Source organism: Exiguobacterium sp. s143 (genome assembly GCF_018618895.1).
Classification (GTDB): domain Bacteria; phylum Bacillota; class Bacilli; order Exiguobacteriales; family Exiguobacteriaceae; genus Exiguobacterium_A; species Exiguobacterium_A abrahamii.
On record NZ_JACSMX010000002.1, the window covers coordinates 498,506 to 524,308 of the forward strand.

A 25,803-nucleotide genomic window follows, 5' to 3' on the forward strand; every position below is an offset into this window, starting at 1 on the left:
TCCTCCTTTCTCTATTCAATATAAGTGTTGCTGACAAAGAAGACTTGATATTTTACATACTAATTAAGTCGATTGATAAAAATCATTATTGTAAAGATTTTAGATTATAATATCTTTTTTGGGACAAGAAGTGAAGTTCTACTACGTCATATGAACTTATGAATTCGGTTTCATGCTTCGATGCACAAACGTAACAAATTCTATGGACCGTAGCTCCACCAAACTTTCTGCGCAATTTTCAGAATATTCTCCAGATAAACTCCTAGCACGAGCTCTTAAACGTATGTTATCCTTTCGAACGAAGTACTTCATCTGCTTAGGGAGCGAGATGAAGTCGATCATCATCAGTGGGGGTTTATTATGTCTAAAACTGTTCCAACATCATTTATCATCGTCATCGGCATGATGCTCTTCGCCTTATTTTTCGGGGCAGGAAATCTCATCTTTCCGCCGATGCTCGGACAGCTCGCAGGGGAGCATGTCTGGGTCGCCAATGCCGGATTCCTCGTCACCGGTGTCGGTCTACCATTGCTTGCGATTCTTGCATTCGCGTTTTCAGGGGAACGCGATTTACAAGCGATGGCGTCACGCGTTCATCCTGCGTTCGGAATCGGGTTCTCGGTCATTTTGTATCTTGCGATCGGTCCCTTCTTCGCGATTCCTCGTGCCGGAACGGTCTCGTATGAGATCGGAATCAAGCCTTTCTTCAGTGAATCGACGAGCCACTGGCCGTTGCTCATCTTCACGGTCTTGTTCTACACGGTTGCGTGTCTCTTATCATTGAATCCGACGAAAATCGTCGATGTCGTCGGGAAAGTACTGACACCGATTAAGATCACGTTCATCGGTCTGTTGATCGTCGTCGCTGTCCTCCATCCGATCGGAAGTTTTCAGAATCCTTTGAAGACATATCAGTCGAATGCTTTCTTTAACGGTTTCCAGGAAGGATATATGACGCTCGATGCACTTGGTGCTTTCGTCTTCGGAATCATCATCATCGCAGCGATCAAGGAAAAAGGTGTCACATCGAAGCGACAGTTACTCTTGATTTGTACGAAAGCGTCATTGATCGCAGCAGCCTTGCTTGCAATCACATACTCGGCGCTTGCCTTCATGGGTGCTTCGAGTGTCTCGGAAATCGGACAACTAGCGAACGGAGCAGAGATCTTGTCGGCTGTGTCGGATCATTACTTTGGTGAATACGGTGCGATCTTACTCGGTCTGATGATCACAGTCGCCTGTATGACGACAAGTGTTGGGTTGATTACGGCCTGTGCCGCGTTCTTCTCGGCACTCGTGCCAAAAATCTCGTACGTCAAATGGACGATTGGTCTATCGGTCTTCAGCGCACTCGTCGCGAACATCGGTCTGAATCAATTACTTGCTGTCTCAAAACCAGTCTTGATGACGCTTTATCCACTGGCGATCTGTCTCATCTTCCTGACATTCTTGCATCCACTCTTTAAAGGCAAACCTGCCGTTTATCAAGGGGCGCTGTGGATGACATTCGTTGTCAGCTTATTTGATGGATTAAAGACAGCGAAGATCAACGTTTCAGCTGTCACAAACGTGTTCGACGTGGTATTACCGTTTGCTTCCGTCAGTCTCGGATGGGTCGTTCCAGCCATTATTGGCGGAGTGATCGGAGCAGTCGTTGGTAAGAAAACAGCACAGACACACTCGTCGTCGCGTGTGGCTTAAATTAAATCCTTTCACTCAGATTACACTGGGTGAAGGGATTTTTTGTTGTAACGATGAAACATAGTCTAACAACAGTTGTTGACAAAAAGCGGTAGCATGATGCTATAGTGTTAACGAAAATGATATTCATTATCAATTAGAAGGGGTGATAGGTGATGTTCATCCAGTTGAAAACATTCAAAGCTGATATACGGAAAAAGCATCTGATAGCAAATGTTTTTTAGGAGTGAGTTGAAAATGACAGAAGCACTACATACATTTCGCGTGAGAAAACATGCGTTACAAACAGGAGGACAATTGGCGTTACGTCCGAGTTTGATCGTCGTCATACAAGGGGCTGGTATTACCTACACGGAAAGAAAACGTCTAGAGGCGGGAGAAGCCTGTTTCGTCAAGAAATCAGGTGAACGTTTCATCGTTCAGGAGGGACATTGTCTCTTGTATCAGTTAGAGGTTGACCTGACGGCATTTCCAATCTTCCGACAACCAACGAATGAACTAGTGGAGTGTTTAGAACGAATGCAAGGGTGTCCAGAAACAATGACCGGTTCTCTTAGACAGCATCGCTATCTGTATCAACTGCTGGAGCAATTAAGTGAACGTCGTCATGAGCAGACGTTTGAGGAAGTGACGTCCCAGTGGTTAGAAGAACTCGGGAGATCAAGAACAGTCAGTGACTTGGCAAGTGAGTTGAACATGTCACTGCCGACGTTTTCCCGCCAATTCAAAAAGTACTACGATCAATCACCAAAGGAACTGCTTCATCAATTGCGGATGCAACGGGCGAAGGAGTGGATGATTGCACATCCAGATTGGACGATTGCCGAGATCGCAGAACGTGTATCAATCAATGATGAATTTTATTTCAGCCGTCTCTTTAAAAAACGTGAGGGACTATCACCAAGTCAGTACCGAAAACGGTTGATTCCACGGGTCGGAATCTGGAGTCAAGAGTTGTTACAAGATCACTTATTGGCACTTGGCATTCAACCGGTCATCGCACCGTCTTTTCCGACACAATATCGTTCGAACGGGGTGCCAGACTATTTAAGTGAAATCGAAGGTACGCGACTATACGACGCGTCAGCAACGATTTTACCGGAATGGTTTGAGACATCAAATCTTGATCTCGTTTTACGGACACCGATACGAGGTGAACTACCACCTATGTTGACCTCTTGTCCGATCATCGATATTTCGAAACAAACTTGCTGGAAGGATTACTTGTATGATGTTGCTAAGGCAACCGATATGCTTGAGCGAGCGACTGATATCATCAACGAAGTCGAGACACTTGAATCAGTTGTGAAGCAACAATTCGAATTCAATCGGAATGTGACATGGGCCGTCATTTGGATCAGAGACTCAGAAATCAGACTGTACGGACGAACAGGGCATACGATGTTGGATTTTCTGTTCAATGAAATCGGTCTACGAGCAGTGGAAGGACTTCCGCATACCGTCTACATGACGATCAGCCTAGAAACATTACAGCAGTTAGATCCGGATGGTCTGTTCATACTGTGGAGTCAACCTGCAGATGTGGAACGAATTCGAGGAACGAAGGAGTGGAAAACGCTTCGTGCCGTTAGGACGGGGCGTATATTTCACCCAGACAGTGTAGATTGGGATCCGTGGGGACCACTTGGGAGGATGCATATGTTACGTCAATTGCATACATATATCAGCGATAGTAACTGTTTTGTTTGTCCATGAAGAATGAAAAGAAAATCCATGTCATTCGTCATTGATAATGATTATCATTACAGATGGAGTTCACAATGAGGCAGAGAAGGCTGATAAATGAACCTAAAAAGTCGTCACCTTGTCGTACGAATGTTAGGGAGGATCGTTTGTTTGATTTGTGTTAAATCTCACGACGATATGTGACTTCTGGCATTTAATCGATTGTGAAAACGGATTGAAGAAACTTGAAAACGTTTTACTTAAAATAAGTGCGTATACGCACCATCAAAAACGGGGAAACCCGTTTTTCTATTGATATGGAATGAGAATGATTTTCAATAAGGGGAGGAACAGAGCGTGCGAACATGCGAAGAACAAATCGAGCGATTAGCGACCGAGGTGACGCTTCAATCGTTCATGAACAGCTACATCAGAGAAGTGAACCCGGGCGAATGGGTCAACGAGAGACCGTTTGATGCATCCGAGACATCCTCTTTTTATTGGATGAAGCCATATCTCATTGAAATCAAACGTCGTTCCATCATCGGACGCCACGAGATTGGAATGATCCGTGAAGAGACAAAGAACGGATGGCGGGAAGTTTCAGCCATGTCTTGTATCATCACCTGTTGCATCAAGCTTCAAGATCAACATCCGGATCAAACGGACTTACTCTTTCGCGTTCTTGACAGTCACCGGACTGTGCAATTGATTTTGGAGGAACAACTGAACGCACAAGAGCAACAGACGTTCATCGATTATGAACAACGCTTGTGGTGTGGCCATTGGTTTCATCCGACCCCGAAAAGTAGAGTCGGTATGACCGACTGGCAACAAAAGGCGTATGCCCCTGAATTCCGTCAGCCGTTTCAACTTCACTATTTCACAGTACATGAGACATTGCTCGAGGAACGTTCAGGTAGCAACGAGACGATTAGTCAGCTGATGAAAAATCAACTGGGTAACTCAATCCAAGCGACGGCGCAAGAGCGAGTCATTCCAATTCATCCGCTTCAAGCCGAGTATTTGTTACGTCAGCCGACAATCAAGCAACGGATCGAGCAAAGTATTCTCCGTTATCATGGCGCAACTGGACCACTCTATAACGCGACTTCGTCGATACGGACCGTCGAAGCACTCGACCGAAGTCATATGTTGAAGTTATCCATACCTGTCCAAGTGACGAACTCAAGACGCGTCAACAAGCGGCACGAATTAGAGGCCGGTTATTTGATGCATCGATTGTTTCATCATCTGTCTCTTCCTGATACATTTGACCTCATTCATGATCCTGCGTATTTGGCGATCCGGACTAGAGAAGAAACCGGATTCGAAGTTATTTTGCGAGAGCCAGCACCCCACGCGGTAAATGTTGCAGCACTCGTCCAACCGGCATTACCGAATTCGGAATCTCTCCTGCTGCGGCTCATTCGGCAGTCAGGATTAATCGAACCGGAACACGTCACTCGGTGGTGGAAACAGTACTTAGAGTTGACGTTAGGAGCGATCGTTACACTGTATGAGGAACAAGGAATCGGTCTCGAGGCACATCAGCAAAATAGTCTCATCACATTCGAAGACGGATGGCCGGTTCAATATCACGTCCGGGATAATCAAGGCTATTACTTAGCAGACACGAATCGAGATTCCTTCATCCTGCTGGAACCGGAATTGAAGCATACGACGTTGTTCTACCCAGAAGAAGTCATTGCTGAGCGTTTGACGTACTACATGATTTGGAACCATCTGGCGAGTGTCATCGACCGATTGGCAGCAGACACATTATTGAACGAAGAAGTTGCTATCGCGTTACTGCACGAATGGTGTCAGGTACGAGTTGAAAGTCTAGAAGGGCGAGGCAGAGCTTGGCTTTTGATGTTGTTAGAATCGCCGACACTTCCATATAAGGCGAATTTACTAACACGCCTACAAGGACTCGATGAACTCGAAGTCGAGGGAGAACGAGTTTGTTTCGTCGAGTTGGATAATCCGTTACGGGAGGACAACTATGCTTTACGACAGCAAAACACGTATCTGCAAACAACTTCTTGAGAGTTTGTTATTCGAACGGATTCTTCCTTTTACTGAAATGATTGTCGGAATGAAGCATCGTTTTACATTCCACATAAAAGATAGTGAAGTGACAGTCGAGGGCAAACGCGGTCCGTTCGACCGGATTCGGCTCGACATCAAGACGTTACGCTCATCGAAGTCATCTGGCGTCAACGACTGGTTTGAGCATCTTTTGACGCAGTTGCCGATCTCGGACGACTTTCAGGAAGAGTTGCGACGTACACATGATTTTGATGACTTGTCGCAGCAACATCGTCTACCAATCCACCGAGCAGGCTTGGATTATGAAGAGTTGGAACAGACCATCATCGAAGGGCATCCCTATCATCCTTGTTATAAATCAAGGATTGGTTTTTCGCGAGCTGATCACGAGGCATATGGACCTGAAGCGGGCAATCGCTTCCAGTTACATTGGATTGCCTTACCTTCTACGCTCGTTCAAGGGAATGGAATCTTACCTATTCCACTGATTCTTGGAGAATCGCTTCTACATATGTTTTTAGTCAAACTGGAAGAGCTCAATCAAACCGATTATCAGATTCTTCCGGTCCATCCGTGGCAGTGGTCACGTATCCAACAGGAAGTGGCACAAGTCGGAGGTGTCGACTTAGGAGAAGGTGGTGTCTTCGTACAAGCGACGCAGTCGATTCGAACCGTTTTTTGTCCAGGTCACCCCGAACTACCGCATATCAAATTGCCGCTAGACTTGAAGCAAACGTCAGCCGTTCGGACTTTTTCCGTTCCGAATGTCGTGGCAGCTCCTGCGGTATCGGATTGGTTGAAAAAACAGGCGAGTGAATTGCCGGTGACGCTGTTATCTGAATTTGCTTCATCTGTCGTTTCGAGCGGTCCACTTGCGGGTCGGGTCGGCTGTGTCTTTCGAGAAAATGTCTTGACGTATGCTCAACCGGGCGAGCAAGTCATGCCTTTGACGGCACTTGCTCAAATCGAGGTCGACGGAAGACATTTTCTAGGTCCGTGGTTGGAACGATATGGTCATGAACGGTGGCTCCGTCGATTCTTCGGCGTCTATCTCGAACCAGTCATCCGACTTGTGACCGAGAAAGGAATCGGTGTGGAAGCTCACGCACAAAATACGTTACTTGTCTTACGGGATGGATGGCCGGAACGGATCATTCTCCGCGATTTTCATGATAGCGTCGAGTTCGTCACCGAGTTGCTCGATGATCCATCGGATGTACCCGATTTTAAGAGGCTACATCCTGATTTTGATGCACCGCTCAATACCTATTATGAAATGTCACACCCGCTTGCCTTACGCGAGCTGCTGTACGATACATTATTCGTCTATCATTTGACGGAACTAGCGTATCAACTTGAACTGACGGAGAACTTGAATGAAGCGACGTTCTTTGATTGGATGCATCAGACGATCGAGGGGTTGCCGATTGATCGAGACCGACTAGAACGAATCGGATGGTACGAACAAAGAGTAACGGCAGAAGCCTTACTGGCACCACGGTTTGGTTTGACGAATCAAATCGATGTAAAAAATTCACTAGTTCAACGAGGAGAGGAAGACGATCATGCTATGGATTGAGAAAGAATGGGTGACAGAAGAAGAATTGACGACACACGAACTGGTGAAGCAATCGTTCATAACGGAAGGGAAGACCGTAGCCATCTGTACGTTAGATACAAAAGCATGGTTAGCCCTCTGTCTTGCGATGCGACGTATGAATGGAACAATCCTTCCCATTCATCCGGAGACGCCTGTTTCTGGTGCTGAGCGTCTAGCGATACAAGCCGGATGTGGCTATTTGATTTATCAAGAGACCATCATTCCGCTTCCGGAAGCGGAAAAACGTGCGGGTGGATTGATTCAATTCAGTTCCGGTACGACGGGGCAACCCAAAATCATTCACCGGACATGGGAGTCGATCGAGACGGAACTGACTGCTTATACGAACAGTTTTCCGCTGACGACCAAAGCGACGATCATTGCTTGTCCGACGACGCACTCATTCGGATTACTGTGTGGAGTGTTTGCGACTTTAAGACGCGGAGCAACACCAGTCATCCTACAAGACTTCTCACCACGTCATGTGCTAGCAATTCATCGTTTGCATCCGGACGCTATCATCTATATGGCACCGGGACTGGCGTATGCAATGAGTTTGTTCCCGGAAACAGTTCACGCAGTGATGATTTCCGGGATGACATTACCAGAAAAATGGTTCCGTTCGATTGAACGGAAGACACATCATTTGCTTCAACAATATGGCTGTTCAGAAATCGGTTGTATCGCACTACATCCGAATCCGCCGAGTCCGCAAGCGATCGGATTTCCGTTAGAACACCTTGAAATTGAAACTGGAACGAAGGGGAAACCAGCAGAATTAGTCGTTTCGCAACAAGGCGTACGGATTGGTACGAAGGATTTAATGTACGTTGAAGACGGGCTGCACTTTCTTAGCCGACTCGATGAGATGATCAATGTGTCTGGCTTATCCGTCTATCCCGGGGAAGTCGAAGATGTCTTGTATCAGCTTCCAACCGTCGAGGCTGTCGTCGTCTTTAAACGAATGGATGCGTTCCAAGGAGAGCGCGTCTGCGCTCAACTCGTGACGACGGCATCGGAGGAAGAACTGAAACAACATTGTATGAAGCATCTCGCACCTCATCAACGACCGACGGAGTGGCAAATCGTTGAGCAAATCGAGCTGTCTGCGAATGGGAAAGTGAGTAGAAAACGATTGGGGGAACAAACATGTCCCGTTTAACGATTGCGCAATTCGAAGATATACTGACCGAACAGCTCGAATGGTCATCATCTGTCCCTGTCTCGACAACAGACTCTCTACGAGATGATCTAGGACTGGATTCGATGCGTTTGATTCATCTGTTGCTTCACCTTGAATTGGAACACGGGTTAGTGATTCCAGATGAGCACATGTCAGCCCTCCCCAAAATGCGAGTAGAAGAGTTAATGTCTGTTTTACAGGAGGTCATACATGATTAAAGTACACTGTCTCGTCAGTTGCGTCTGCGAGACGATCAAACGATCGGCCGCTGACCATCGTCCCTATTACTTTGGCGTATGGGATTCTTCGTTTTCCTTGTCAGCCGATTATGTCCTCTCACATCATGATGAGAAGATCAACCATCAGGAGATGCTTGATTGGTATGAACGTCTTTACGGAATCCCAGTCGAAGAATGGTACGACCACGAACAGTCAAAAGACGAAAACATCGCTCAGCTGATTCAACGAATCGAACAGAAAAACGAGGACGAGTCAGTGATCGTCATGTTGGATTTAGCTAGTCTACCTGAGCGCGAAAATAAATTTCACCATGATGTGTTTCCCCACTACGTCATGTTAGAGGCGACAGAAGATCCGGAAATATGGCACATGCTTGATCCTGATTTCCGGTATGAAGGTGAAATAGAAAGAGAACGTATTCTTGCAGCAGTACGCCATCGTGCTGTCGCTGGTGGGTTTGCGTTTCGAAGTACGGATGTTCGAATACCGAATGCGACGACGGTAAGTGCGTATTTCATGAGTTGTCTAAACGTACATCATCCATTGACTGAGTCGGTCAAACGTGTTGTGCATCACTATCGTGAAAAACCTGAGGGATTACCGAATGCCTTAAAGCAGTTACCTGTGATTGCCATTCGAAAATATGCCTATGAGCATGCATTTGCTTATTTATATGAAGCGATTGGACGCGACTTGCAGACATCTGATTTTGAAGAATGGACGGATGAGGTTGAAACATTAGTCAATCAATACTCTGTCATCCAGCATCGGGCTGTCAAATACGCTGTAACGCGTCAACCGGAAGTGTACTTAGAAATCGAACGATTGATCGAAGAACAATGGGCACGGGAGAGTGCAATCAAACGGCAACTCGTCGACACGTTCCATGCGTATCAACGACAGGAGGGAATTGAACATGAAACTCGCACTCTGTACGATCAGCTATCGGCATCATCTGCGTTCATTTAATGATTTGATCGATTTTGCTTCAGAAGAACACTTTGACGCCATTGATATTTGGGGAGTTCATGCTGAACATTTAAGAACAGAAGAAGTCGATCGGCTGAAGTCGTCCCATCTGAACGTCAGTATGTTGAGTCATTATTTAAATTTAAACGCACCGATGTCAGAACTACTTGCGGAGACAAAACGACTCTCGCAATTAGCGACACGAATCGGAACTGAGCGTATCCGCATCTTTGCTGGTAATGAGGCGAGCCATACCTTATCCGATGCCAAATGGGATCAACTCGTTTATCGATTGAACGGGATTTGCCGTGTCCTTGATCCTGCAGGACAGCGATTATTACTTGAATTTCATCCGAACACTGCAACAGATACGGTAGAGGCAACGGTTCGTTTGCTACAAGCGATCAACCATCCGGCATGTCGGATCAACTTTGACGTCTTGCATGTCATCGAATCAAAGGCAGATCCCGTCGAAGCATACTTCAGACTTGCATCGTGTGTGGATCACCTTCATTTAAAAACAGTGGCGAATGTTGAACAATTTTCAGTCTTTGAACCAGCAAATGTCTATGCGGCAAGCGGATCACGGGAAGGGATGGTTCCATTATTCGAAGGTATCGTCGATTATCACCGGTTCTTTGAAGACGTATCGGCTCATCTCGATCACTTGACGGCAAGCCTCGAATGGTTCGGTCCTGATCCGGACGAGCGATTAAGAGAAGATCGGAGTCTCATCACACAAGCTCTTGAAAGAGTACCCGTTTTGTCAAGATGATTCGACTTGATGGGGTTTAAACGTCAGCAGAAAAGGCAATTCCTCTATTGTATGTCATTGACCATCGTGTCCCTTACAGAAAGGATGTTGAAACATGTCAGAACGTGTCTTCATTAGTCCCTCAAAGTATGTCCAAGGAAAGGATGTCATTGACCGGCTCGGTACATATGTGAGCCCGTTCGGTGAAAAAGCGCTCGTCATCGCGGATGATGTCGTTTGGAAAATCGTCAAGGAACGTGTTGAGCATTCGTTGTCCGGCGAAAATGTCGGCATCGAGAAAGCGGACTTTAGTGGTGAAGCCTCACGGCATGAAGTGAAACGAATCGCTGAGCAAGCAAAAGCAGCAGATGTCCGGTTCGTCATGGGTGTGGGAGGCGGAAAGACGCTTGATACGGCAAAAGCCGTCTCGGATGAGCTGAACGTCTCCGTCGTCATCGTTCCGACGCTTGCTTCGACCGACGCACCGACGAGTGCCCTGTCCGTCATCTATTCCGACGAAGGGATTTTCGAAAGTTATCGCTTCTATAAGAAGAATCCCGATCTCGTTCTCGTCGATACAAAATTGATCGCCCAAGCACCAGCGCGCTTCTTCGCGTCCGGAATCGCCGATGCGCTTGCGACGTGGGTTGAGGTACGGAGTGTCGTCGCTTTTGGTGGACAAACGATGGCAGGGGGACGACCGACGATTGCGGCACAAGCGATCGCCAAACGGTGTGAGGAAGTCTTGTTCGAGCATGGTCGCTTGGCGTATGAATCCGTTCAAGCGCAAGTCGTCACACCGGCACTTGAAGCCGTCGTCGAGGCGAATACGCTCTTAAGTGGACTCGGTTTCGAGAGTGGTGGGCTAGCTGCAGCGCATGCGATCCATAACGGGTTCACAGCGCTTGACGGTGAGATTCACCACTTAACGCACGGTGAGAAAGTTGCCTTTGGTACACTCGTTCAACTGGCGCTCGAAGAACATCCACAAGAAGAAATCGAGCGGTACATCGCGCTCTACACGGATCTTGACTTACCGGTGACGCTCGAAGACGTCAAGCTAAAAGATGCGTCGCGTGAAGACATCGTCAAGGTCGGCGAGGCAGCGACTGCTGAAGGCGAGACGATCCACAGCGGTTTCAACGTCACGGCGGACGAAGTCGCGGATGCGATCATCGCAGCTGACCGCTATTCGAAAGCGTATCTAGCGAAACATGCTTCTTCCTGATTGATGCGTTTAAATCCGCTTCCTCTACCGAGAGGAAGCGGATTTTTTATGGGCTTTCGTCGAATGACGCTTGAATTCTTCTTAAAAACACGCTATCGTTATAAAACGTAATGATTACGATTTAATTCAGATAAAGGAGTTTTTGTGATGACGGATCGATATGAATGGGTGATTGTTGGCGGAGGAATTCATGGAATGACGGTATTCAATGCCTTACGTGAAAAAGGAATCGATCGGGAGATGATACGGATCATCGACCGTCATCGGCAACCATTGATGAACTGGCGTAAACAAACCGAACGGATCGGCATGCCTTACCTACGTTCAACTCGGGTGCACCACACTTCGACGAATCCGACGAGTCTCAGGCATCATGCGGAAGAACAGGATTATACACATCAAGCCTTCAAGGATACATACGGGCGACCATCCTTGGAATTATTCAACGACCATGCCCTTCAATTGGCGCAACGAAATGAAGTGGAGGCGAGCTGGGTCCAAGGGGAAGTCACAGGACTAAGACGAGAGAGCGGAACGTGGATCGTCTCGACAGACGAAGGTGAGTTACGAGCAAACCGTGTCGTTCTCGCCCTCGGACAATCGGAGCATCACGTCATGCCAGAGTGGGCGAAATCGGCGCGTCACGTTTTCTTATCGAAGCACGATACACCACCGGTCGTCATCATTGGAGGTGGAATCAGTGCCTTGCATCATACGATTCAATGTGCCGAGCGCTATCCCGGGCAGGTGACTCTCCTTTCACGACGTCCGCTCGAAAAAAGTGCGTTCGATGCCGATCGGAAGTTCATGGGACCAAAAGGATTGACACCATTCAAGTCCTTGTCGGCTAGTGAAAAACGAGCATTGATCGTACAGGAGCGTCGCCCCGGAACGGCAACACAGGACTTGATTCAACGTGTTCGTCATCTGATTCGGGAAGGAATCATCACTCATGAGATCGGTGAAGTCGAGCAGGAAATCGGAAGCGGAGTGAAGCTGACAGATGGTCGCATCATCACCGCTGAATCGATTATTTGCGCAACGGGTATCCGTCCGATGGTCGTCGAAGGATCTTGGCTTGAAGCGGTACAGCAAGAGTTGAATCTGCCATTGTCTCCTTGCCGGACACCGTTATTAGATGAAGAAACCTTTGAATGGGGAGAGAACTTATTCGCGACAGGCAGCCTCGCTGACTTGACGGTCGGACCGTTCGCTCGGTCGATTTACGGGGGACAAGCCGCAGCACGTGCGATCGTCTCGACGATTGAAGAGGAGCAGACTTCACTTGCTTCCGTCTAAAAGGATAAAAAAAGGTCCGACCATATGACGTCATTGATAAGTCATGGGGTCGGGCCTTTTTTTAGAGGTAATCGAGTGGATTGACGCTGCTACCAGCTGATGTTGCGCTGTAGACGTACGATCCCTTATGGAGTTCAAAATGTAAGTGTGTTCCGAAAGCGTTACCTGTCTCGCCGACTGTACCGACTTTTTGACCTTGGGCGACGGTTTGACCGACCGAGACGGAGCGGCTATTCATATGTGCATACAGACTGATGAACGGCGATCCGTTGACAGTGTGTGAGACCATGACGTAGTTGCCGTATGCGCCTTTGAACTGAGACGTAATGACCTTACCGCTTGCTGTCGCATAGACTGGAGTACCTTTTGCTGCGCCATAATCGATACCGTTATGGAACGTATAGCCGTAAGCACCGCTTGCCTTACCATATCCTTGCGTGATCGGACCACTCGTTGGTGTCGCGAAGCTTTTTGACGTCGACGTCGAGGCTTTTGATGCACCACTGCTGTTTGTCAGTGTCAAGACAGCATATTTCGAGACGTAGTCAGCGTGAACGAATCGTTTGTCGCCACCGTATAGGAACTTGATCCAGTCACCTGTACGACCGAGGTAGCGGAATGTTTCGCCTTTATCGACACTTCCGACGACTACACTGCTCGTCGAGTTGCTGCTACGAACGCGAAGATTGTCGACGTTGATTTTAATCTTATAGATACGTGTTACAGAATATTTCTTAACATATGTAGAAGAGACGTAGACTTTTTTTGAACCATAGAGGATTTTCGTCCAGTTCCCTGTCCGTCCGAGATACTTGTATGTGTCACCTTTTTCAAAGCTCGTGACCGTACCGTAAGATGTCGAAGGACCCGTCCGAGCGCGTAAGCCGTCCTCCATGACCTTCACCTTATAGAACGTCGTTGCAGCATCCGCACGCGGGATGGCAAACGATGCAAAACTTGCAACAGCGATTGCTGTCGCCGAGACACCTTTCCAAAAACCATGCATGATTCATTCCTCCTGAATATGTAATCTGTATGACTAAACCGTTATGTAAATTTCATAGATGAGTATAACATTTACGAATTTGTTTAAATGTTACATTCACATTTCGATATTATTTCAATAAATTATATTAAACGGACTTAATTTTATTCTTTTTCCAATAATCCATAAAATTCTTTGACAAGATTGGATGGAATTGGATAAGATGAAATGCCCACTGAAAATCAAAAAAGGTACCTCAGATGAGGTACCTGGAAATGCTTATAAGAAAGCGAGTGGGTTGACACTGCTTGCTGCTGAAGAACCGCTGTAGACATAGTTTCCACGGTGGATTTCGAAGTGTAAGTGTGATCCCGAAGAGTTACCAGTGCTCCCGACAGCTCCAATGTTCGCGCCTTTCGGGATCGATTGACCGACGAAGACAGAACGTTTGCTTAAGTGAGCATACACCGTTGTGTACGAAATACTGTTCACTTTATGTTCGACCATGACATGGTTACCATAAGCTCCCTGATATGACGACTTGATGACTTTTCCGGCAACGGCTGCTTTAACTGGTGTTCCAGTAGGTGCTCCGAAATCGATTCCGTTATGGAACGTGTAGCCGTATTTCCCGCTAGCATTTCCGTATCCTTGTGTGATTGATCCGCTTGTTGGACGCATGAATCCAGTAGACGAAGAGAATGATGCTTTTTTCGCTGATTTACTAGAAGCGCTATACTTCTTGACGTAACCAGAATAAACGAAGCGTTTTTCGCCTTTATGCATGATCTTCGTCCAGTTTCCTGTCCGACCAAGGTATTTGAATGTTTGACCCGCATTGACGCCGTCGACGATGCGGTGTTTTAACGATGGACCAGTCCGGACGCGGAGTCCGTCTGCTTTGATTTTAACTTTATACGATGAGCCAGAAGCGGCTTCAACCTTACCTGTACCCGTAGCTGCAAAACCTGAAACAACGAGGGCGCTCATTGCTAACGTCGTGATTGTTCGTTTCATGAATGTTCCTCCTAAGTTGAATATCTAGTGTTGTCGTCGGAATGACATCTATAGAAGTGGATGCGTTTAGTGTGTGTTGAAGTGAGTGATGCGGTCATTTGACTAACGAGAGTATAGCATTCAAACATCAGACGGTTGTGTTTCAATTTGATTGCTTAAATATATTCTAATAACAATTGTTGTAATATTGAATACATATTCAATCTCAAAATCCCTTAAAATCAAGATGAATCCGTGTTACAACGAGATGAATTTGATGACAAAACGCAATCGTGGGAAATGATGAGAAAGTATGGGAGTCTAATAAGATGAGAGTAGGTAATGGAATGGATTTGACGTTTACAGTAAATCAAAAAAAGCTTAATATTCGCGCAGTAGCGCTGTTGATTCAAGATGGACATCTGTTGATTCATCGCCAAGGAGAAGATGATTTTTGGTCATTACCGGGAGGACGCGTCCAGTTCGGTGAAAGTGGTGCCAAAGCGATTGAACGTGAAATATTAGAAGAACTAGGTCAGTTGATTGAGCCACCGGTCTTCCGTTTCCTGCATGAAAATTTCTTTAAGTACGCTGATCACGAGTTTCATGAACTAGGAATGTTTTATGAAGTCGTTTGCAAAAAAACGCTGCCTTTATTAACAGAGGATTTTTACGGTCCAGAAGGTGAAGGGTTGACGTATCGCTTCGTTCCGTTCAACAAACTGGATCAGTATACATTGTATCCAAGCGAACTATCAAACATGCTCCAAACGAATGTATTCCCAACACTGTTGACGAATGACATCTGACTTTTCCAGAAAAACGTTTATAGATGTATCGCAAGGGAATGGTTAATCATGTAGTTCATTCCAACAGTGATAAGGGAGCTGATCGTTCATGAGAGAAGAACAGTTCGAAGCGATGCATCAAGAAGCACGAGGGCAGACGCAGGAACAACAACCCGGTGTCGAGTACGCCATGAAACCAGAACCGATTTACGATGATCCGGACTATGTCGGTTCAGGAAAACTGACGGGGAAGGTCGCGCTGATCACGGGCGGGGATAGTGGAATCGGTCGTGCCGTTGCTGTCGCTTATGCGAAAGAAGGGGCAAACGTCGCGATCGTTTACTTAAATGAGGGGAAAGACGCGGAAAAGACGAAATCGTTGATTGAAGGCTACGGGGTCAAAGCCTTAAAAATCGCAAAAGATGTCAGTCAACCGGAAAATGCACAAGAGATCATCGATACGGTCATTGCAGAATTCGGTCAATTGAACATTGTCGTCAATAATGCCGGGAAACAATTCCCGCAGGATGATTTTCTTTCGATTACACCAGATCAATTGAAGGAAACGTTCGAGACGAATGTCTTTTCGATGTTCTATTTGATTCAAGCGGCGCTTCCGCATCTGCATAAAGAAGATGCAATCATCAATACCTCATCGGTGACGGCTTATCGTGGGGCACCGACGTTGATCGATTACTCAGCGACAAAAGGGGCAATTACGACATTAACACGTTCACTCGCCTCGAGCTTGATTGAGAAGGGAATCCGCGTTAATGCCGTCGCACCCGGTCCGATTTGGACGCCACTCATTCCGGCGACGTTCTCGAAGGAGAAAGTCGAGTCGCATGGGGAAGATACATTAATGAAACGCCGGGGACAACCGTCGGAAAATGCACCGGCTTATGTCTATCTGGCTTCTCGCGATTCAAGTTACATCACGGGTCAGACGATTCATATCAATGGCGGCGATTACATCACGTCTTAAGGGGGAGATCAAGATGAAGAAAAATCCGAATGAAGTGCCAGAACGCGAACCGGATCATCAACCGGACGAGATACCGCAGACACCACCGAGTGAGGTGCCAGATACGCCACAGGAAGACCCGGTCCGTCAGCCGGAACCGGATACGTTTCCAGAACCGACCGAGATTCCGGATACACCGCAGGAGGATCCGAATCCCTATTAATGAGTGAAGTGACCACTATCCAAAATTGGATGGTGGTTTTTTCGTGATAAAGAAGACAAACTATCTTGACAGTCAAACTGTATGGTGAGTATGATACAGAAGAGAAGTGTATTATTGTTTTAATACATTAAACAGGAAAGGGAGGTCTACCGATGCAGTTCGACCAAAGAAGCCCGGTGTATCTGCAGGTCGTCCGTTGGTTCAAACAACGAATCGCGACCGAGGAATTGCAAAGCGGGCAAGAGATCCCGTCCCGCCGCGAAATCGCCGCACAGCTCGGAATCAATCCGAATACCGCACAAAAAGCATACAAAGAGATGGAGGAGCAGCAATTGATTACGACAGAACGGAATGTCCCGAGTAAGATTACACGCGATCCACAAGTCGTCCAAAAAGTACGTGCTGAGATGCTAGAAGAAGCCGTCTCTGAATTCATCGATGCCGTCAAGGCAATTCAAATTCCACTCGATGAGGTCGTCTCGAAGATCGAGACGGTGTATCAGGAAACAGAACGGAGGAAGATCGATGCTTGAAGTCCATGGCTTACAAAAGAAATACGGGAAAAAACCAGTTCTTCAAGGCGTCTCGTTTTCTGTTCCGATGGATCAATTGACGTGTCTGATCGGTTTGAACGGTGAGGGGAAATCAACGATCCTGAAGGCAATCGCAGGTCTCGTCCCAGTCAACGCGGGAACAGTTCTCGTCGATGGCGAGATCAACCGAAACAAGATTGCCTTCGTTCCAGATATCCAGACGATGCCCGGTTACATGACGGTTGGTGATGCGCTGACGTACATGGCGGATTATTATTCCGACTGGAACCAAGCGACAGCGGATGAGCTGATGCGGATCTTCCAGCTACTCTCGACAGATAAGATCACGGACTTATCAAAAGGGAATCAGGCGAAGGTTAGCTTGATCCTCGGATTTGCGCTCGATCGTCCGTACTTACTACTCGATGAACCATTCGCTGGGATCGATCTGTTTACGAAGGAACAGATTGCAGGACTATTCTCGAGTCACTTCATGGAAGGACGCGGCATCCTGATGACGACACACGAAATTCAGGAAATCGAGCACTTGATCGACCGGGTCGTCTTCTTACAGGACGGTCGGATCATCGATGAACATGAGACAGAAGAGATGCGAGAACTGTACGGGAAATCGGTTCAGGACCGGATGCGGGAGGTCTATTTGCGATGAAACAATACATACAATTGACGAACGAAGAAATTAAGCGGAGTTTTAAGATATATGTAATTGCGGTCCTTGTAATGGCTGCGATTGAGCTGGTGTCGGTCGTTGTAAAAGTCAAACTACATGAGCGCAGAATCGAAGATTATATGAAGTCTAATACAGTGACTCTATATGAAACGTTTGATCAAATCGGTAAACTATCTTTTCCTGATGCAACCTCATGGTTTAGTTACGTCATATTAATTGGAATGGCGTTAGTCATCATATATTCAATTCAAATATGGTATCGGGATTGGTTCGGTGAGACGAAATATATGTACCGTTTGCTGATGCTTCCAGGGAATCGAGCAAGTATTTTCTTTTCAAAACTAACATCTGTATTTCTTATCATCATGAGTTTCCTTGGTATTCAATGGCTCTTAATTCAAGGTAGTCGATCTATTTTTAGATGGGTCATTCAAGATGAGTATATGGGAAAAGAGGGAACTGGGACGCTTGGAAGCACTCTAGGCGAAATTTACTCAATGAATCTGACGAATTTGTTAGTCATTCTTTCAGTTTCTTTTCTCATTGTTAGTTTAATTTTTTTACTTGTATTAATTGAACGGTCGTATCGAAAATGGAGTGGATTTATTCGAATTGGAATCGAAATTCTTTTTGTAATTGCCTATACGTTTTCTAGTTTATATTTCTTAGAACGAACAGACTTATTATTAAATCTGGAGAAAACTATTTTATTAGTGAGTTTATTTGTCCTCTATTTTGCTTATGTAATTTGGAGAAGTCTACGTTTACTAAAATGGAAAGTTGCTGTTTAAGGAGGACACTATGCGTTCAATAAAATATTTTTTGATTCTGGGAATAGTCAGTATCGTATCTATAGGAATCTATGTAGGACAAGTGTTATCAGTAGATAAAACTAATTTTGTAGTTGAAACAATAAAAGGTAATCCGAAGCAAGATGCTGTTCAAAACATGAGACTTATTTTAAATGAGTGGAGTCGTAATCCGAACGGATATTCTATTGATATTGAAGGTAACGTACAGAGGATTGATAAATCTATCCTATTTTATATTTTTCAAGACGAAAATAGATGGGAAGAGTCTCCTCGTGAATTTCGTCAATTTATTTTTAAACACGATACCCATTTGTACACTCAAGATTTAGTGACGTATGGCTTACGTGCTACAGGTGATGGGGAAATCGAACTTCAATATTGGGATGTATCGACGAAAAAGTTGACTCGGAAAACATTTGATATTTCTGAAATTCAACAAAATCGATCCATTCGTTTCTCTCCGTTTCAACGAATGGGTAATATGCTGCTAATTGAATCGTATATTCCTAACCGAGAATCAGTGAGAGAAAATATCTTTAGTATAGATTTAAATGATGAGACAGTATCAAAAATTAAGTTGCCAAGTCGTTTAGAGAAAGGCGATGTTATTCGATCTTTTTATGACGGAAAAATGATTGTGGAACAAATGCACCAATTAAAAGATTCAGATACAATGGAAGTAAAAATCGTTGTAAAAGATGGACAGAAAACAAAACAACTAAATCGATTTGCAGACTTTCCTAACGGTACTTATATCATGAAAGAAGGAAGATATTTGGTAGGAATTGAAGAGTCGGATGAATCTTCTGAGCAAGTACAGTTAAGATGGCACATCTATGATATTGAGTCTGATCGACAGTTCGTTAAAACGATAAAATTAAAATCGTTTGCTAAAAACGAAGTTATTTCATACTCAGTTGTTAATGCAGAAAACGACCATATATATATTGCATATCGGATGGAAAATGGAGCAGTCAAAGCGATTGTCGTCAATCCATTAACAGCCGAAACAGTATTTGAAACAGAAATTAAAAATAAGGGATCGAAGAATAAACTTATGCTTGAACAAATTATTACAAATTAATAAAAGTAACCACTTTCCACTCCTAATTTGAAACCTTCCGTTTTCTTCCAACGTATAAAGACTATACAAAGGGGGAACTCACATGCAATTCTTGATTTTTGTCGTCTTTGCAGGTGCCATGTATTGGTTCTACTACAATTTCTTACTCGGGTACCGTAAGAAAAACATCACAATGACGTTCGACGATCGGTTTTATTCACTCGACGAACATGTTGCAGCCATCGAACAAAAGCTCGCAACGGATGGGCACTCGGCACGTTATCTCGGTGACCGTCACTTTGAAGTCGATGGTAAACCTTATCTGTTCCTCGAGCGGACAGTCTCAGTCGGTGGGGTTCCGACACAGCAGACGATTCTCGAGCAGCAAAAAAAATAACTCTCCCGCGTGCGGGAGAGTTATTTTCGTTAGACGGGAATCCGATCCAGGGGATGCGGTTGCTGCGACGAGCGATACCAACGGATGATCCAGTGATCGATGCCGATTTGATACGTAAAGCGTCCTGCAGCCAGTAAGGCGATTGACGCTGCTAAGAACACTGGGTTCAACGCAATCGTCCCAGCGAGTAAGTAATTGAGATTCATGATGCTTCCGACGACCAGTGCAGGAACCGTCAACAGACTAAGAATCAACAGGATCCCGACGACGAGTTCCGCGAACGGAATCAAGGCGTTGATCAGCCCGACGTTCGGTAAGGCAAGTTGCTCAATCCACGTCGCGTACCACGAACTGACGAGTGCGTCTTCGCCAGTTGACTTCGCGAGTGCTCCTTCAAGAAACGGCCGTGCATCAAAGCCATTGATGTACTTACCGATTCCAGCGATGAACCACTGGATTCCGAGCCAGAGTCGGATGATCGTCAACAGACCGAGACCGATGATGTGTAATGCTTTCACTTTCAGACACTCCTCTACTACAACATAGTCCCCATCATACTGAAAAATCATCAGCGAGATGGGGACTATCATCATAACGTCATCGAACCGTCATCGACCTGTTACAAAAAAGGATAAGGTAGCGGTTTCATGAGCGTTGATCGAGGCGATGACTGATTGCAGTCAATAAAGCAGCAACGAGCGCAACCAGTCCACCGACGAGTGCCGTGTTCATCATCGGACCTTTTGCATAGACGATGCCACCGAGTGCCGAACCAAAAGCAATCCCGACGTTACTCGCAACCGGCATCAATGAAGCAGCGAGTCCTTTTGCTTCCGGATTGAACTTTTCAGCAAGGTCGATCAAGTAGATCTGTGTCGAAGTCGTCAGTAAAATCGACATCAACGACATCAAGGCGATGTTGAACAGACCAAGCGGAAGGGATGCTGTCGTGAAGTATAACGCAGCAAGAACGACTGCTTGCACGACGAAGACGAACCGTAAGCGTCCCATCGGATTTTTGCTAGCAATCTTTCCGGCAAGGATGTTACTGAAGATCGAGACGACGCCGTAAGCGAGCAAGATCGGACTGATCCACGTTTTCGCAATCCCAAGTTCTGTTTGCAGAATTGGTACGAGGTACGTGTAGACGACGTAGGTTGCCCCAAACCCAAATGACGGAATGAAGAAGGCGATCAGGATCCGTGGGTTGGCGAGCAATCCGAGCTGTTCCTTAATCGAACCAGAACCCGTCGATTGCTGGACCGGAACGATCTTTAAAACAGCGAGGAACGCGATTATTCCCATGACCGTCGTCAGCCAGAACGTGGCTTCGAAGCCAGCGTGTTGACCAATGAACGTTCCAATCGGGACACCGAGGACGTTCGCGAGTGTGAAACCACCGAAAATGAACGAGACGGCAACACCGCGCTTCGCGACAGGTACACCGTCACTTGCGACGACCATTGCGAGTGAGATCAAGACACCAGTCAGGATGGCTGTCAGAATGCGGGTTGCGAGCAATACTTCGTAACTTGGTGCAAAACTACTGGCAAGATTCAGTAAGACCCAGGCTAGTAAGAGACGTAGGATCAGGCGACGCCGTTCCAGATGACCGGTCATCGACATGACGATCGGCGTACCAATCGCAAAGGAGATGGCAAATGCCGAGACGAGCGTACCGGCTGTTGCGATCGTGATATCAAGGGCTGAGGAGATTTCAGCGAGGATCCCGACGATGACGAATTCGCTTGTTCCGAGAACGAATGTCAGGAGCGACAACGTAGCAATCAAGAGCCAATCGTGTCGACTTAAACGAGTAGTAGGTGACATGGATGATTCCTCAATTCTAGCGCTTACGCGCGAAACTATGAGTAACAGGATAGCATGAAACGATTTCGTCGGGTATCGCAAAGCGAGATTTCGGGAAAAGAACCATTATTCGAAATAGCGTGTGAATTTCCAGGCTTGCTGTTTTTTGCGTATACTACAGAAGAAGACTACTTATAAAGGAGTGGAAACGATGCAAGCGACAGTGACATGGAACAAACAGATGGGGTTTAGTGGACAGACGGAATCAGGGCATCATCTTGCGATGGACGCAGCACCCGAAAACGGTGGTGAAAACCAAGCACCACGACCGACCGAACTCTTGCTACATGCCGTTGCCGGCTGTACTGGAATTGATATCGTCTCGATTTTAGAGAAGATGCGCTTGACGATCACCTATTTCGAAATGGATATCGAAGGAGAACGGGCAGAGGATCATCCGCGGCGTTTTACGTCGATCTCGATTCATTACCGGCTTGAAGGTGATCTCCCGGAAGATAAGGTCCGTCGTGCCATCTCTTTATCAAAGGATAAATATTGTTCGGTCTCGCAATCCCTGAACGCTGAGATTTCCGTCTATTATTCGATTAATGGTGTGCGAAGCGAGGATCCTTTGTGAAGAAAACCGTACTGATCGGTTGTCTGTTGCTTGCAGGGTGTGCACAGGAGACGACGGAACCAACGAAACCATCACAACCGGAAACGAAGCATCCGACAGAAGAAAAGAAACCGAAGCCTGAGCCGACGAAAGAAGAACGACAACAAGCACGATTAAAGCAGCAACTTGAAGCGATGTCGACGTCAGAAAAGATCGATCAACTGCTCTACATCGGAGTCGCCGGCACGGAACTTTCAGCAGCTGACCGGAAACTGTTAAAGACGCATGCGATTGGTGGGGTCTTACTGCTCGGCGGAAACATCACGTCGGAAGAGCAACTCTTGACGTTCACGCGTGCGATTCAAGAGACGAACCAAAAACCGTATGCGTTCGTCGGGATTGATGAAGAAGGCGGACGCGTCAGCCGGGTACCGGATCAACGATTACGTCTACCGACGAGTCAACGGATGGCGCAAGGAGCAGATGAAGTGAAAATGGAAGACGTCGGACGTACGCTCGGACATTTGTCACGTTTTTATGGCTTCAACATGGACTTCGCGCCGGTCCTTGACGTCAACAGTAATCCGAACAATCCGATCATCGGCGACCGTGCGTTAAGTGCTGATCCGAATACCGTCGCGACGCTTGGTACGGCACTGATGCACGGGATGCAGGAGACGGGAACGATTCCGGTCGTCAAACATTTTCCCGGTCACGGCAATACGAGTGTCGATTCCCATGTCGGGCTACCGAAAGTGACGGCATCAAAGGAAGAATTGAAGCGGACGGAGCTGTTACCGTTCCAAGAAGCGATTCAAGAGGGCGCCGAGATGGTGATGGTCGCCCATATTCTCTATCCCGCGTATGACGATATGAATCCGTCCTCGCTCTCAAAGCCGATCTTGACTGACCTCTTGCGTCAACAACTCGGATTCAACGGTGTCATCATCACGGATGATCTCGTCATGGGGGCGATCACGAAACAATATGGTCTCGCAGAAGCGGCACGTCAGTCGCTCGTCAATGGAGCTGATATGGCGATGTTTTCAGAGGCAGGTGCTTACACAAAGGTCCATGCTGAAGTGATGCAAGCCGTCAAAGACAAAACGCTGACGCCGGAGATGCTCGATGCCAAAGTAATGCGCATCCTGAAGCTGAAGCAGACGTATGCCGACAGCCAAGAGCAACAGCGACCAACGAAATCGGAACTGATTCAGCAAGTGGAAGCGCTCAACTAGGACTAGCGAAGCAAAGCGACTCATGCTAGACTAATGGGGCAAGCCAATTAAACACGAAAAGACACTAGGGGAGTCTCCCAGCAGACTGAGACGGAAGTATCCGGACCCTTTGAACCTGATCTAGTTCGTACTAGCGGAGGGAAGTGGCTCGAAACCTTAGATATCCTTAGCGCTTCAGCGCATTTTCGGACCACTCCCTTCAACATCGGGAGTGGTCCTTTTTCGTATGGAAAGGAAGAACATGATGCGTCTACATCTGATTTCGACAGGATCCATCCATCCGATTGACGAAATAAAGACTTTTCAATCGCTTCAACCTTATACGGATCAGCTACATCTACGTGAACCGAACTTGTCAGCAGCAGAATTACTTGATCTGATTGACGCACTCCTTGCGCATGGTTATTCGCTTGATCAGTTAACCGTTCATGACCGGGTCGATGTCGCCCATGTCGCCGGCATCGGTGTGCAGTTGACGCGCCGTTCCTTGCGTGTCCGCGATGTGCGACGTCATTTTCCGGACCTCGTCATCGGGAAATCCGTTCATTCACTAGCAGAGGCACTAGCAGCAGAAGCGGAAGGAGCCGACCGACTGCTGTACGGTCATATTTATTCGACAGCGTCGAAGCCGAACATGCCACCACGAGGGATTGACGCCTTGAAGCAAGTCGTCACCTTCACGACGAAACCAGTCATTGCAATCGGCGGGATCACACCAGAACGCATGCCTGAAATCGCAGCGACCAGGGCAACCGGAATCGCTGTCTTATCGGGTATTCTCGGTCAATCGGATCCACTCGCCGCCGTCAAGCGTTACCAGGGGGTTCGCGTATGACGGATCACATCATCATCGGCGGCGGAGTCATCGGGTTGACGCTTGCTTACGGTCTCGCCTGTCAGAATGAATCCGTCGTCGTCTTAGAACGTGGAACATGCGGACAAGGGACAAGCCGAGCGGCTGCCGGGATGCTTGCGACGGACATCGAGCTGAGAGCAGAATTGCATGCACTTGCCGCGCGAAGTCGTCGTCTGTATCCACTGCTTGCACGTCGTCTCGAGCGAGAGACAGGCATCGATTGTGGGTACCGGGAACAACCGTTTTTGTTAAAACGTAAAGGACGCGAGCATCTGTTTCCAGCTGTCGGTCAAATCGATCCACGACGACTGACGACTGCATTGATGTATGCCTTACACGCACGTGGCATATCGATTGAAGAACAGGTAGATGTCACACGCATCGAAGAGAGCGATGACTTCATCAAGGTCGAGTCGAACGCGGGAACGTGGACCGGACGAACAGTGACGGTCGCTGCCGGACGCGGGTCGCAAGCCTTGCTCGATACAGCCGGCATTTCGATCGCGACATATGGGGTCAAAGGGGAATGTCTCGCCGTCCGTCTCGCGGGTCAGCCGTTACGCTCGATCCTGTTTGATGACGCCGTCTACCTCGTTCCGAAAGCAGACGGTCGGATTTTGATCGGTGCGACCGAACTGCCGCACGACGAGACGATCGGTGTCAGTGTCGCAGGGGTCACGTCATTGCTTCAAGCAGCAGAACGACTGTATCCACCGATTCGTGACGCGGTCATCGAAGAAGTCTGGTCCGGTATACGACCACAAACGGCGTCCGGCTTGCCATATATCGGAGTCGCCGATTCATCCCGTCGGATCTTCCTAGCGACGGGGCATCATCGGCATGGCATATTACTCGCACCGGCGACAGCGGAAGTCTTGGCAAATACATTACGGTTGATTCAGAAGGAGGAAGTCCGATGAACATTACGATTAACGGCAATGACCACACGATCGATCAGATTGAAACGATCGAGGACATGCTCACACAACTCGGCTTAGGGGAAAAGCTCGTCATCGTCGAACAGAATCGACAAATTATCGATCGCATGGCGTATGGTCAGACAGTCGTTCGGGACAATGACACATTTGAAATCGTTCATTTCGTAGGAGGAGGATAA

The 25,803-nt window shown here is 47.0% G+C and carries 27 protein-coding genes and 1 riboswitch; of the genes, 23 read left to right on the forward strand and 4 right to left on the reverse strand.

Features of this window, described 5'->3' with window-relative positions; all coding sequences use genetic code 11:
* Positions 1-360: 360 nt before the first annotated feature.
* The 10 genes from brnQ to KNQ03_RS10820 all read left to right on the forward strand — a co-directional run bounded on the left by brnQ (position 361) and on the right by KNQ03_RS10820 (position 12,715).
* Positions 361-1,701, forward strand: a complete 1,341-nt coding sequence (brnQ, locus tag KNQ03_RS10770) for a branched-chain amino acid transport system II carrier protein (RefSeq protein WP_058705093.1) — start codon at positions 361-363, stop codon at positions 1,699-1,701.
* 237 nt (positions 1,702-1,938) lie between these two features.
* Entirely contained in the window at positions 1,939-3,417 is a 1,479-nt protein-coding gene (locus tag KNQ03_RS10775; RefSeq protein ID WP_214724620.1) for an AraC family transcriptional regulator, read from the forward strand.
* 327 nt (positions 3,418-3,744) lie between these two features.
* Positions 3,745-5,439, forward strand: a complete 1,695-nt coding sequence (locus tag KNQ03_RS10780; RefSeq protein ID WP_214724622.1) for an IucA/IucC family protein — start codon at positions 3,745-3,747, stop codon at positions 5,437-5,439.
* On the forward strand, positions 5,396-7,021 hold the full coding sequence (locus KNQ03_RS10790; RefSeq protein ID WP_064300162.1) for an IucA/IucC family protein: 1,626 nt from the start codon (positions 5,396-5,398) through the stop codon (positions 7,019-7,021). The genes KNQ03_RS10780 and KNQ03_RS10790 overlap by 44 nt, the downstream gene beginning before the upstream one ends.
* Positions 7,008-8,204, forward strand: coding sequence for an AMP-binding protein (locus KNQ03_RS10795; RefSeq protein ID WP_064300161.1), 1,197 nt, complete (start codon positions 7,008-7,010; stop codon positions 8,202-8,204). Before KNQ03_RS10790 ends, KNQ03_RS10795 begins: the two co-directional genes overlap by 14 nt.
* The gene (locus KNQ03_RS10800; protein ID WP_064300160.1) at positions 8,192-8,443 is read left to right on the forward strand and encodes a phosphopantetheine-binding protein; all 252 of its coding nucleotides are present in this window, start codon (positions 8,192-8,194) and stop codon (positions 8,441-8,443) included. Before KNQ03_RS10795 ends, KNQ03_RS10800 begins: the two co-directional genes overlap by 13 nt.
* Positions 8,436-9,434 (forward strand): DUF6005 family protein, encoded by a 999-nt coding sequence (locus KNQ03_RS10805; RefSeq protein ID WP_214724624.1) that lies wholly within the window; start codon positions 8,436-8,438, stop codon positions 9,432-9,434. Before KNQ03_RS10800 ends, KNQ03_RS10805 begins: the two co-directional genes overlap by 8 nt.
* The gene (locus KNQ03_RS10810; RefSeq protein WP_214724626.1) at positions 9,382-10,209 is read left to right on the forward strand and encodes a sugar phosphate isomerase/epimerase family protein; all 828 of its coding nucleotides are present in this window, start codon (positions 9,382-9,384) and stop codon (positions 10,207-10,209) included. The genes KNQ03_RS10805 and KNQ03_RS10810 overlap by 53 nt, the downstream gene beginning before the upstream one ends.
* Positions 10,210-10,303: 94 nt before the next feature.
* Positions 10,304-11,416 carry a glycerol dehydrogenase gene (locus tag KNQ03_RS10815; protein WP_214724628.1) on the forward strand — a complete coding sequence of 371 codons (1,113 nt, stop codon included), beginning with the start codon at positions 10,304-10,306 and terminating at the stop codon, positions 11,414-11,416.
* 147 nt (positions 11,417-11,563) lie between these two features.
* Entirely contained in the window at positions 11,564-12,715 is a 1,152-nt protein-coding gene (locus KNQ03_RS10820; RefSeq protein ID WP_214724630.1) for an FAD/NAD(P)-binding protein, read from the forward strand.
* Between the two features lie 61 nt (positions 12,716-12,776).
* On the opposite strand, the gene KNQ03_RS10825 is transcribed toward KNQ03_RS10820, so the two are convergent.
* The gene (locus tag KNQ03_RS10825; RefSeq protein ID WP_214724632.1) at positions 12,777-13,721 is read right to left on the reverse strand and encodes a peptidoglycan DD-metalloendopeptidase family protein; all 945 of its coding nucleotides are present in this window, start codon (positions 13,719-13,721) and stop codon (positions 12,777-12,779) included.
* A 258-nt stretch (positions 13,722-13,979) separates the two neighbouring features.
* Positions 13,980-14,717 (reverse strand): peptidoglycan DD-metalloendopeptidase family protein, encoded by a 738-nt coding sequence (locus KNQ03_RS10830; RefSeq protein WP_214724634.1) that lies wholly within the window; start codon positions 14,715-14,717, stop codon positions 13,980-13,982.
* Positions 14,718-15,025: 308 nt separating this feature from the next.
* On the opposite strand from KNQ03_RS10830, the gene KNQ03_RS10835 reads away from it, so the two are divergent.
* The 8 genes from KNQ03_RS10835 to KNQ03_RS10870 all read left to right on the forward strand — a co-directional run bounded on the left by KNQ03_RS10835 (position 15,026) and on the right by KNQ03_RS10870 (position 20,167).
* A complete protein-coding gene (locus tag KNQ03_RS10835; RefSeq protein WP_251140283.1) occupies positions 15,026-15,505 on the forward strand; it encodes an NUDIX hydrolase in 480 nt (159 codons plus the stop codon).
* Positions 15,506-15,593: 88 nt separating this feature from the next.
* Complete coding sequence (locus KNQ03_RS10840) at positions 15,594-16,469, forward strand: SDR family oxidoreductase (protein WP_029341323.1); 876 nt, start codon at positions 15,594-15,596, stop codon at positions 16,467-16,469.
* A gap of 13 nt (positions 16,470-16,482) precedes the next feature.
* Positions 16,483-16,671: a hypothetical protein gene (locus tag KNQ03_RS10845; RefSeq protein ID WP_029341324.1), complete on the forward strand. Its 189-nt coding sequence runs from the start codon at positions 16,483-16,485 to the stop codon at positions 16,669-16,671.
* 152 nt (positions 16,672-16,823) lie between these two features.
* Complete coding sequence (locus KNQ03_RS10850) at positions 16,824-17,204, forward strand: GntR family transcriptional regulator (protein ID WP_029341325.1); 381 nt, start codon at positions 16,824-16,826, stop codon at positions 17,202-17,204.
* On the forward strand, positions 17,197-17,874 hold the full coding sequence (locus KNQ03_RS10855) for an ATP-binding cassette domain-containing protein (RefSeq protein WP_050677003.1): 678 nt from the start codon (positions 17,197-17,199) through the stop codon (positions 17,872-17,874). Before KNQ03_RS10850 ends, KNQ03_RS10855 begins: the two co-directional genes overlap by 8 nt.
* The gene (locus tag KNQ03_RS10860) at positions 17,871-18,686 is read left to right on the forward strand and encodes a hypothetical protein (RefSeq protein ID WP_214724636.1); all 816 of its coding nucleotides are present in this window, start codon (positions 17,871-17,873) and stop codon (positions 18,684-18,686) included. Before KNQ03_RS10855 ends, KNQ03_RS10860 begins: the two co-directional genes overlap by 4 nt.
* 10 nt (positions 18,687-18,696) lie before the next feature.
* The gene (locus KNQ03_RS10865) at positions 18,697-19,791 is read left to right on the forward strand and encodes a hypothetical protein (RefSeq protein ID WP_214724639.1); all 1,095 of its coding nucleotides are present in this window, start codon (positions 18,697-18,699) and stop codon (positions 19,789-19,791) included.
* 82 nt (positions 19,792-19,873) lie between these two features.
* Positions 19,874-20,167, forward strand: coding sequence for a hypothetical protein (locus tag KNQ03_RS10870; protein ID WP_214724641.1), 294 nt, complete (start codon positions 19,874-19,876; stop codon positions 20,165-20,167).
* A gap of 29 nt (positions 20,168-20,196) precedes the next feature.
* On the opposite strand, the gene KNQ03_RS10875 is transcribed toward KNQ03_RS10870, so the two are convergent.
* Positions 20,197-20,685 carry a DoxX family membrane protein gene (locus KNQ03_RS10875; protein WP_214724643.1) on the reverse strand — a complete coding sequence of 163 codons (489 nt, stop codon included), beginning with the start codon at positions 20,683-20,685 and terminating at the stop codon, positions 20,197-20,199.
* Positions 20,686-20,812: 127 nt separating this feature from the next.
* Complete coding sequence (locus tag KNQ03_RS10880) at positions 20,813-21,997, reverse strand: MFS transporter (protein WP_214724645.1); 1,185 nt, start codon at positions 21,995-21,997, stop codon at positions 20,813-20,815.
* Between the two features lie 190 nt (positions 21,998-22,187).
* On the opposite strand from KNQ03_RS10880, the gene KNQ03_RS10885 reads away from it, so the two are divergent.
* The 5 genes from KNQ03_RS10885 (at position 22,188) to thiS (ending at position 25,803) form a co-directional block, all read left to right on the forward strand.
* Entirely contained in the window at positions 22,188-22,613 is a 426-nt protein-coding gene (locus tag KNQ03_RS10885) for an OsmC family protein (protein ID WP_133208080.1), read from the forward strand.
* Positions 22,610-23,830, forward strand: a complete 1,221-nt coding sequence (gene nagZ / locus KNQ03_RS10890; protein WP_214724647.1) for a beta-N-acetylhexosaminidase — start codon at positions 22,610-22,612, stop codon at positions 23,828-23,830. The genes KNQ03_RS10885 and nagZ overlap by 4 nt, the downstream gene beginning before the upstream one ends.
* Before the next feature lie 56 nt (positions 23,831-23,886).
* Positions 23,887-23,989, forward strand: a riboswitch (TPP riboswitch).
* An 82-nt stretch (positions 23,990-24,071) separates the two neighbouring features.
* The gene (locus KNQ03_RS10895; RefSeq protein WP_214724649.1) at positions 24,072-24,665 is read left to right on the forward strand and encodes a thiamine phosphate synthase; all 594 of its coding nucleotides are present in this window, start codon (positions 24,072-24,074) and stop codon (positions 24,663-24,665) included.
* Positions 24,662-25,606, forward strand: a complete 945-nt coding sequence (locus KNQ03_RS10900; protein WP_214724651.1) for an FAD-dependent oxidoreductase — start codon at positions 24,662-24,664, stop codon at positions 25,604-25,606. The genes KNQ03_RS10895 and KNQ03_RS10900 overlap by 4 nt, the downstream gene beginning before the upstream one ends.
* The gene (gene thiS / locus KNQ03_RS10905) at positions 25,603-25,803 is read left to right on the forward strand and encodes a sulfur carrier protein ThiS (RefSeq protein WP_214724653.1); all 201 of its coding nucleotides are present in this window, start codon (positions 25,603-25,605) and stop codon (positions 25,801-25,803) included. Before KNQ03_RS10900 ends, thiS begins: the two co-directional genes overlap by 4 nt.

Coding starts and splice junctions, on each gene's coding strand:
- KNQ03_RS10835 (WP_251140283.1), top strand. CDS start 15,026: ATGAGAGTAGGTAATGGAATGGATTTGACGTTTACAGTAAATCAAAAA.
- KNQ03_RS10850 (WP_029341325.1), top strand. CDS start 16,824: ATGCAGTTCGACCAAAGAAGCCCGGTGTATCTGCAGGTCGTCCGTTGG.
- KNQ03_RS10870 (WP_214724641.1), top strand. CDS start 19,874: ATGCAATTCTTGATTTTTGTCGTCTTTGCAGGTGCCATGTATTGGTTC.
- brnQ (WP_058705093.1), top strand. CDS start 361: ATGTCTAAAACTGTTCCAACATCATTTATCATCGTCATCGGCATGATG.
- KNQ03_RS10900 (WP_214724651.1), top strand. CDS start 24,662: ATGACGGATCACATCATCATCGGCGGCGGAGTCATCGGGTTGACGCTT.
- KNQ03_RS10800 (WP_064300160.1), top strand. CDS start 8,192: ATGTCCCGTTTAACGATTGCGCAATTCGAAGATATACTGACCGAACAG.
- KNQ03_RS10865 (WP_214724639.1), top strand. CDS start 18,697: ATGCGTTCAATAAAATATTTTTTGATTCTGGGAATAGTCAGTATCGTA.
- KNQ03_RS10860 (WP_214724636.1), top strand. CDS start 17,871: ATGAAACAATACATACAATTGACGAACGAAGAAATTAAGCGGAGTTTT.
- KNQ03_RS10790 (WP_064300162.1), top strand. CDS start 5,396: ATGCTTTACGACAGCAAAACACGTATCTGCAAACAACTTCTTGAGAGT.
- KNQ03_RS10885 (WP_133208080.1), top strand. CDS start 22,188: ATGCAAGCGACAGTGACATGGAACAAACAGATGGGGTTTAGTGGACAG.
- KNQ03_RS10820 (WP_214724630.1), top strand. CDS start 11,564: ATGACGGATCGATATGAATGGGTGATTGTTGGCGGAGGAATTCATGGA.
- KNQ03_RS10815 (WP_214724628.1), top strand. CDS start 10,304: ATGTCAGAACGTGTCTTCATTAGTCCCTCAAAGTATGTCCAAGGAAAG.
- KNQ03_RS10845 (WP_029341324.1), top strand. CDS start 16,483: ATGAAGAAAAATCCGAATGAAGTGCCAGAACGCGAACCGGATCATCAA.
- KNQ03_RS10825 (WP_214724632.1), bottom strand. CDS start 13,721: ATGCATGGTTTTTGGAAAGGTGTCTCGGCGACAGCAATCGCTGTTGCA.
- KNQ03_RS10795 (WP_064300161.1), top strand. CDS start 7,008: ATGCTATGGATTGAGAAAGAATGGGTGACAGAAGAAGAATTGACGACA.
- KNQ03_RS10880 (WP_214724645.1), bottom strand. CDS start 21,997: ATGTCACCTACTACTCGTTTAAGTCGACACGATTGGCTCTTGATTGCT.
- KNQ03_RS10805 (WP_214724624.1), top strand. CDS start 8,436: ATGATTAAAGTACACTGTCTCGTCAGTTGCGTCTGCGAGACGATCAAA.
- KNQ03_RS10895 (WP_214724649.1), top strand. CDS start 24,072: ATGATGCGTCTACATCTGATTTCGACAGGATCCATCCATCCGATTGAC.
- KNQ03_RS10775 (WP_214724620.1), top strand. CDS start 1,939: ATGACAGAAGCACTACATACATTTCGCGTGAGAAAACATGCGTTACAA.
- thiS (WP_214724653.1), top strand. CDS start 25,603: ATGAACATTACGATTAACGGCAATGACCACACGATCGATCAGATTGAA.
- KNQ03_RS10840 (WP_029341323.1), top strand. CDS start 15,594: ATGAGAGAAGAACAGTTCGAAGCGATGCATCAAGAAGCACGAGGGCAG.
- KNQ03_RS10810 (WP_214724626.1), top strand. CDS start 9,382: ATGAAACTCGCACTCTGTACGATCAGCTATCGGCATCATCTGCGTTCA.
- KNQ03_RS10830 (WP_214724634.1), bottom strand. CDS start 14,717: ATGAAACGAACAATCACGACGTTAGCAATGAGCGCCCTCGTTGTTTCA.
- KNQ03_RS10855 (WP_050677003.1), top strand. CDS start 17,197: ATGCTTGAAGTCCATGGCTTACAAAAGAAATACGGGAAAAAACCAGTT.